The organism is Mucilaginibacter sp. P4_E8, from assembly GCF_056401495.1.
On sequence record NZ_JBFUJG010000196.1, the window covers coordinates 1 to 7,095 of the forward strand.

Here is a 7,095-nt window from a genome sequence, read left to right on the forward strand (position 1 = left end):
AAGCCTCCTGTGCTGTAGGTTTACGATTAAGATGTACAACGTTATTCTTATTTATACCCAAAACCACAATGATAAAGGTAACCGCTAACGCAATGGTAAAAAGAGTAACTGTTTTGATGCGGGGATGACGACGCCAGCCTATTTCTTTACGCTCGGTATTGCTTAGCGTCTTCCATTCAGAATATTTCATATCGTATTGCTTATCACATTAAGCAATACAAACCTCAAATTGTTTGGCTGGTAAAATAATGGCAAAAAAAAACGTCCCGGAAAACCAGGACGTTTTTTTTACTAAAAAGTAAGATTATTTTTTAGTAGTGTCTTTTGCTGCAGAGTCAACTTTAGCTGAATCTACCGCTGCGCCCATTTTAGAAGCAGTATCCATTTTAGCTGAATCCATTTTAGCAGAGTCCATCTTAGCTGAATCAGCAGCTGAAGATGAAGAAGAACCTTTACAAGCTGCAAATGAAGTAGCGATAGCTAAGGCTAATAAGCCAAGTTTGAATGAATTTTTCATGTTTAATTTTTAATAAGTGATTTAATAGTTTTCATATTAATACCATAAACAATAAAAGGTAACCCATAACTTTTAAAAAAAGTTACAGATTACCTTTTATAAATTAATGAATAACTAAAAAATCAATAAAAAGTGATTGAAATTTATATTCCTACCGCCTTTTTATGATAATGGGTAATTATTTCTTAGTTGTATCTTTTTTAACTGAATCAACAGCAGCAGCGCCAGTTTTAGCAGCAGAATCAACTGTAGCAGCTGAATCAGTTTTAGCAGAATCAACTTTAGCTGAATCAGCTTTAGTTGAATCAGCAGCTGAAGATGAACCAGAACCTTTACAAGCTGCGAAAGAAACAGCGATAGCTAATGCTAATAAACCAGTTTTGAATGAATTTTTCATGTTGTGAATTTTTTTAATTTTAAATGTTTTGTGATCGTTTTCACATCTTAATACACCTAATCCAAAAAGGTAACCCAAGAAATTTAAAAAAAAAGTAATTTCTATGGGGTTTGTAGTTTTTATAACTAACAGGGATATTTTTGCGGCCCCTTTTTTTTGTTGCAGATTTGCACCCTGCTTAAAACATGGGCTTACCTTGTTCAATTTGCAGTATTAAAAAACGAATTGATAATTATGATGTATAATTGTTACGGCAATAAACCGGCAGGCTGGTGCTAATAATTTGTTTTCGATAAAATATTTTTTTAAATAATGGGTTACAATTTCGCATAAACAGTATTAAGAGTGAATAAAGAGTTAAAAGCTTCGGCACCAACAGATAGCGAGATAGTTCTTGGTATACTTAATAACTCGGAAATAGTATTAAAAAGGTTATACACCACCTATTTCCCGATGATATTACAGTTAATTATCAATAACAACGGGAATGAGGATGATGCCAAGGATATATACCAGGAAGCCATCATAGTTCTTTATAATAAGATCAAATCGGGCGAATTTGAATTAAGCAGTAAACTCAAAACTTACATTTATTCGGTTTGCCGGAGGCTTTGGCTCAAAAGGCTTAGCCAAATGAACAGGTACGGGGGCGATATCAGGGATTTTGAGGAGTACCTGCCTGTTGAAGATGAGGTTGATAATCATAATGAGCGGGATACACAGTTTAATAAAATGGAAAATGCACTCCAGCTATTAGGCGAACCCTGTAAAACCATTATGGAAGATTTTTATATACATAACAGATCAATGCAGGACATCTGTGAACGTTTTGGTTATACCAATGCTGATAATGCCAAAACACAAAAATATAAATGCCTGCAAAGGCTGAAGAAGTTGTTTTTTCAGCAGAAATAAGGAGTGAAACGAGATGAGTGATAACCAACTTACAGAATTAATTGAACGGTACCTTGATGGCAGCATGACCGCAGAGGAGCGTACCCAATTTGAATTGCTCCGCAAAAATGACGCGACTGTTGAAAGCCGGGTAACCGAGCACAAACAGTTCATGGGTTTGCTGAAGCAATATGGCGAGCGATTGGAATTGCAGAAACGTTTGGATGCCATACATGACGAAATTGATGTTCATGCTTTAAAGGAAGAGGTAACTATCCATCCGGTATGGGTTGTGCGTATGTGGCGCCATCACCATTCAAAAATATCGGTTGCAGCTTCTATTGCCATATTCGCTATTTTAAGCACCCTGTTTTTTACAGGTAAGCTTAATAATCATGATTCGCGCTTTGTTGAGTTACGGGATGAAGTGAGCAGGCTTAAAATTTCAAATGATCAGCTTAAACAAACTGTTAATACAAGGCTGATAAATGGCGCTAAAACTACCAAGCCAAAGCCAGTTAATCCGGGTAATTTCAGGGGAACAGGTTTTGCCCTTTCATCAAACGGTTATATTGTTACCAATTATCATGTTGTGAACGGTGCCGACTCAATATATGTACAAAATGCGGCGGGAGAATCATTTCATAGTAAGGTAATATATACCGAACCGCAGAATGATATAGCTATACTGGAAATTAATGACCCAGGTTTTAAAAACTTAGGAACGGTACCTTATAACTTCAAAAAGTCATCTACAGATCTTGGCGAAAATGTTTTCACCTTCGGCTATCCGGGAGGGGAAGTGGTTTTTGGGCCTGGTTCATTAACATCAGCCACCGGTTACCAGGGAGATACTACAGAATACCAGGTATCAATACCAGTTAATCCGGGCAACAGCGGTGGCCCTTTGCTTGATGACAAGGGGAATATTATTGGGATAATTAATGGTAAGCAAACCCGCGTTGCAGGTGCAGCATTTGCAGTAAAGTCGGCCTATTTATTAAAGGCTATACAAAATATTCCATCCGATTCGTTAAGCAAGTCATTAACCTTAAATAACAGGAATACGCTGGCAGGCTTAAGCCGTCCGCAACAATTAAAGAAACTTAAAAACTATATTTTCATGGTTAAAGTTTATAATCAATAATTTGCCCAACCAATAAAAATTAATAATTAAAAGGAGGTGCCGTAATGGTGCCTCCTTTTTTTATGCCCCACCCAAACCCTCCCCTAAAGGGGCGGGCCTAAAAAAATTTCTTGAACAAGTCTCCCCTTTAGGGGAGATTTAGAAGGGCCCTCTACCTATCCACCTCACCCAAAACAAAATCAATAGACCCTACAATAGCTATCAGGTCAGCTATCAGTACGCCTTTTGAAATCTCAGGTAATACAGACAAATTATTAAAGCTTGGTCCGCGGGCTTTTACACGTACCGGGATCTCTGATTTACCATCGGCCACAAAATAAAAACCCAGCTCGCCTTTGGCACCTTCGCATCTTACATAATAATCCTGTGCCTTAGGTATGGTTTTACGCGGCATTTTGGCACGCGGGTCAAAATCAGGGGTGCGTTTCAGCTCGTTTTGCAGGCGGTCAAGGCATTGTTCAACTATTCTTAATGATTGTTCTATTTCATCAACACGTACCTTATAGCGGTCCCAGCAGTCGCCCACAGCGCCCATGAGGCCCTGGCCAACAGGGATCTCAAAATCAAGCTCAGGATAGGCTGAGTAATTATCAATACGCCGCAAATCCCATTTAAGACCAGATGCGCGCAGCATTGGGCCCGAGCAGCCGTAATTAATAGCTACATCAAGTGGCAATATACCTACATTGGCTGTGCGCGATATAAATACCTGGTTATCGGTAAGCAGTTGGTTAAGTTCAACCATTTTGGGTTTAAAGTACTCCACAAAATCGCGGCAGCGTTCCTCAAAACCAACCGGCAGGTCATAAAACAAACCACCAACCCATATATAATTATACAACATGCGCGAGCCCGAGGCCCACTCCAACATGCCCATAATATGTTCCCGATCTCTAAAACACCATAAAAATGGCGTAAAGGCGCCAATATCAATGCCATATGTACCAATAGCTATCAGGTGTGAGGCAATACGGTTAAGCTCACAAACCAGTACGCGGATGTATTCGATGCGTTTGGGGATATCTTTGTCAATACCCATCATGCGCTCAACGCCCATTACAAAAGCGTGGCTGTTGTTCATGGATGCCAGGTAGTCCATCCTATCGGTAAAAGGGATAGTTTGCTGGTAGGTTAATGATTCGGCGTGTTTTTCAAAACAACGGTGCAGGTAACCAATATGCGGAATAACTTCCTTTACAATTTCACCATCGGTTATCAGCTCCAAACGCAAAACCCCATGTGTTGAAGGATGCTGGGGCCCCATATTAAGCACCATATCTTCCACACTAGCATCAGCTATTTTTTTGTTGTAGTTAAGGAGTGCTTCTTCGTATTTTGGATTTGTGATCACCAATGTTGTGTTGTTTTGTAAATATCAAAAATCAACATTTTTTTCGTTTTTAGGAAAACTAAGTATCATCTCCATGAAGAACAGAGAAAGATCTAAAATATCAGGTAACCCGTATCAAAATTTACCCCATGTTTAAATACCTTTGACTTAATGAAAGTATCCGGATTTACATTTATCAGAAACGCGGTTAAAAACGACTATCCTATTGTTGAAGCTATAACCTCCATTTTACCACTTTGTGACGAATTTATAGTGGTGGCCGGTAATTCAGACGATGGTACACKTGGGCTTATTGAAGCTATCGATTCGCCTAAAATAAAGATCATTGATTCTGTTTGGGATGATTCATTACGGGATGGTGGTAGTGTTTTCGCGGTGGAAACGGATAAAGCCTTCGCGGCAATTGCACCTGATAGTGACTGGGCATTTTATATCCAGGGCGATGAAGCGGTGCATGAAAAGTATCACCCCCTTATTAAAAAAGAAATGGAATATGCATTGGGCAAACCAAATATTGAAGGCCTGCTGTTTAAATACCTGCATTTTTATGGTTCGTATGATTATTACGGCGATTCGAGGCGGTGGTACAGGCGCGAGATCCGTTTGCTTAAAAACATTAAAGGCATAAAAGCCTATCGCGATGCGCAGGGTTTCAGGTTAGATAACCACAAGATAAAGGTAAAACTTATTGACGCCTACATATACCATTACGGCTGGGCCAAGCCGCCTCAGGGGTTGAGCAATAAGGTGCGCAACTTTAATAAATTTTATCATGATGATGAATGGGTTGCTCAAAATATACCTGAAACCTACGAGTTTGATTACAGCAATGCCGATAGGCTGATACGCTTTACAAGCACCCATCCGGCACCCATGCAAAAACGCATTGCCGCCACCAACTGGAACATTGATTTTAGTACCAAACAGCTCCGCAAAAGCATGACCTTTCGCCGTAAATTCCTCCAAAAAGTAGAAGATATTAGCGGCTGGCGTATAGGGGAATACAAAAATTATGAGATCGTAGAACGGTAATACCCCCTTAAAATGAAGCAATCAGTTGATATTACTAACCGGGAAGAGCTACGCAAATTACTGCTGTCGCTTGATCCCCAAACTGTACCGCTTTGGGGAAAAATGAAACCACAGCAAATGGTTGAACATTTGGTTGATCAGGTTGAATGGACCAATGGTAAAAAAATACCTACCTGTGACCGGCCTGCCGATGAGGCTTATCGAAGCAAACAGGTAATGATTTATACCGATGCTGAGATCTCAAAGAATGTGTTTTTAGGAAACCTTCCCGAGAGTTTTACCTACCCTAATATAGAAGCCGCTATCAACGCGCTAATGCTGGAATTGGATGCTTTTGACCAGTATTTTAAAGAACCCGGTACCACAGCTATTCATGGTGGATTTGGTCCTATGAGCCACAAAGAATGGCTTATATGGCACGGAAAACATTTTGCACATCATTTTAAACAGTTTGGATTGATAAAATAACAGTACGCGTCATCTCGAACAAGGAGAGATCTTGTACGCGAAACAGATCAACTGTACAAGATTGCTCCTTGTTCGAGATGACAGGAGTATCAATCTGAATTAATAATTTTGCCAACCGGACCTATCGCTAAATGAGAAAAATCAAAAATCAGAAACCATTTATTTATTACGAAGACCTTAAGCACTGGGAAATTGTTAGTATGATTTTCTATGCTATAGTTACAATTGGTGTTTCACTAACGTATATTTTAGCCAATTCTGAAGCAAAACAGCTAACGATTATTATGTATATAGTTTTGACACAATTATTATTGTATTTTTTCCTATATACATCATTAAGAAATTTCAGGTCATATTTAATTTGGTGTGGTTTTGGTTTAATCCATGTAGTTCTTTATTTGATTTTTAAAGATAATCCTGAATTACAAATGAAAAAAGGAAATCCTTCGACGGGATTAGCTAATACCATTGTATTACTGTTATTATTTCAATTGCTAAGATATATAAGCCGAAAGATTCAACATCGGGAATTTGTTGCACCAGCAAAAGGTGGTGGCCCTGACCTGTTTGAAAACAAGAAGGTAACCTTCACTGACTTCGTTATCTTTGTAATTTATATGGGGTCGTGGTTTGGGCTTACCATACTTACTTTATCACGTTAAATGACGTTCATGTCATGTTACCCGAGCGCAAGGAAACTCGCTTCTGTCATCTCGAACGAGGTACGAGGAGAGATCTTGTACGTAGGATAAGCCAACTGTACAAGATTTCTCGCTATCGCTCGAAATGACAAGAGAAGATAAAGGGAGGGGATTTGATTTGGCTATACAAATTATTCTGCTAATTCTTAAATTCTGAAAATTCTGATCAAAGATTCTGCGCAATAACAAATCCACTTGCCCAGGCCCATTGAAAATTATAACCGCCCAGCCAACCGGTAACATCCACGCACTCACCACCAAAAAACAAGCCGGGTACCTTTTTGCTTTCCAGGGTTTTGGACGATAGTTCATCAGTTGATAAACCACCGCGCATTACTTCGGCTTTATCATAGCCTTTATCGCCGGCCGGCTTTACCTTAAATTCATGGATCAGGTTGCTGATATTTTCAATATCGGTTTTGGTAAGCGATGCCAGGTTTTTCTCAACCGGCAGTTTATCGCTCAGGGCTTCGGCAAATTTACGGGTGTATAAACCGGCTAAATAAGCAAGTAGCATTTTTTTGCCATTTGCTTCTTTTTCCTGCTGTATCAGTTCGGCAATATTTTGATTGGGGAGCAGGTCTATGT

Annotated in this window: 10 protein-coding genes; 5 read left to right on the top strand and 5 right to left on the bottom strand. The window is 39.3% G+C overall.

Annotation, left to right across the window (positions count from 1 at the left end; all coding sequences use genetic code 11):
* The 3 genes from AC1DRQ_RS28355 to AC1DRQ_RS28365 form a co-directional block, all read right to left on the bottom strand.
* Positions 1 to 190, bottom strand: a 190-nt coding sequence (locus AC1DRQ_RS28355; RefSeq protein WP_477429007.1) for a hypothetical protein, incomplete at its 3' end; no start/stop codon positions are given.
* Positions 191 to 304: 114 nt separating this feature from the next.
* Positions 305 to 517 carry a hypothetical protein gene (locus AC1DRQ_RS28360; RefSeq protein WP_429395951.1) on the bottom strand — a complete coding sequence of 71 codons (213 nt, stop codon included), beginning with the start codon at positions 515 to 517 and terminating at the stop codon, positions 305 to 307.
* A 178-nt stretch (positions 518 to 695) separates the two neighbouring features.
* Entirely contained in the window at positions 696 to 1,118 is a 423-nt protein-coding gene (locus tag AC1DRQ_RS28365) for a hypothetical protein (RefSeq protein WP_477429010.1), read from the bottom strand.
* A 141-nt stretch (positions 1,119 to 1,259) separates the two neighbouring features.
* Between AC1DRQ_RS28365 and AC1DRQ_RS28370 the strand changes: the two genes are divergently transcribed.
* A complete protein-coding gene (locus AC1DRQ_RS28370) occupies positions 1,260 to 1,829 on the top strand; it encodes an RNA polymerase sigma factor (RefSeq protein ID WP_477429012.1) in 570 nt (189 codons plus the stop codon).
* Between the two features lie 13 nt (positions 1,830 to 1,842).
* On the top strand, positions 1,843 to 2,955 hold the full coding sequence (locus AC1DRQ_RS28375) for a S1C family serine protease (protein WP_477429014.1): 1,113 nt from the start codon (positions 1,843 to 1,845) through the stop codon (positions 2,953 to 2,955).
* A gap of 151 nt (positions 2,956 to 3,106) precedes the next feature.
* Here AC1DRQ_RS28375 and AC1DRQ_RS28380 read toward each other — a convergent pair whose 3' ends face one another.
* Positions 3,107 to 4,303, bottom strand: a complete 1,197-nt coding sequence (locus tag AC1DRQ_RS28380) for an NADH-quinone oxidoreductase subunit D (protein ID WP_477429024.1) — start codon at positions 4,301 to 4,303, stop codon at positions 3,107 to 3,109.
* 153 nt (positions 4,304 to 4,456) lie between these two features.
* On the opposite strand from AC1DRQ_RS28380, the gene AC1DRQ_RS28385 reads away from it, so the two are divergent.
* The 3 genes from AC1DRQ_RS28385 (at position 4,457) to AC1DRQ_RS28395 (ending at position 6,468) form a co-directional block, all read left to right on the top strand.
* Positions 4,457 to 5,338, top strand: coding sequence for a glycosyltransferase family protein (locus AC1DRQ_RS28385; protein WP_477429016.1), 882 nt, complete (start codon positions 4,457 to 4,459; stop codon positions 5,336 to 5,338).
* A gap of 12 nt (positions 5,339 to 5,350) precedes the next feature.
* Positions 5,351 to 5,806 (top strand): hypothetical protein, encoded by a 456-nt coding sequence (locus AC1DRQ_RS28390; RefSeq protein ID WP_477429018.1) that lies wholly within the window; start codon positions 5,351 to 5,353, stop codon positions 5,804 to 5,806.
* A 131-nt stretch (positions 5,807 to 5,937) separates the two neighbouring features.
* The gene (locus AC1DRQ_RS28395) at positions 5,938 to 6,468 is read left to right on the top strand and encodes a hypothetical protein (protein ID WP_477429020.1); all 531 of its coding nucleotides are present in this window, start codon (positions 5,938 to 5,940) and stop codon (positions 6,466 to 6,468) included.
* Positions 6,469 to 6,673: 205 nt separating this feature from the next.
* On the opposite strand, the gene AC1DRQ_RS28400 is transcribed toward AC1DRQ_RS28395, so the two are convergent.
* Positions 6,674 to 7,095: NAD(P)/FAD-dependent oxidoreductase (locus AC1DRQ_RS28400; RefSeq protein ID WP_477429022.1), on the bottom strand; the 422-nt coding region annotated here is incomplete at its 5' end.

Bases quoted from the DNA above. Each gene is read 5' to 3' on its own strand.
- AC1DRQ_RS28360 (WP_429395951.1), bottom strand. From the start codon at position 517: ATGAAAAATTCATTCAAACTTGGCTTATTAGCCTTAGCTATCGCTACT.
- AC1DRQ_RS28375 (WP_477429014.1), top strand. From the start codon at position 1,843: ATGAGTGATAACCAACTTACAGAATTAATTGAACGGTACCTTGATGGC.
- AC1DRQ_RS28390 (WP_477429018.1), top strand. From the start codon at position 5,351: ATGAAGCAATCAGTTGATATTACTAACCGGGAAGAGCTACGCAAATTA.
- AC1DRQ_RS28395 (WP_477429020.1), top strand. From the start codon at position 5,938: ATGAGAAAAATCAAAAATCAGAAACCATTTATTTATTACGAAGACCTT.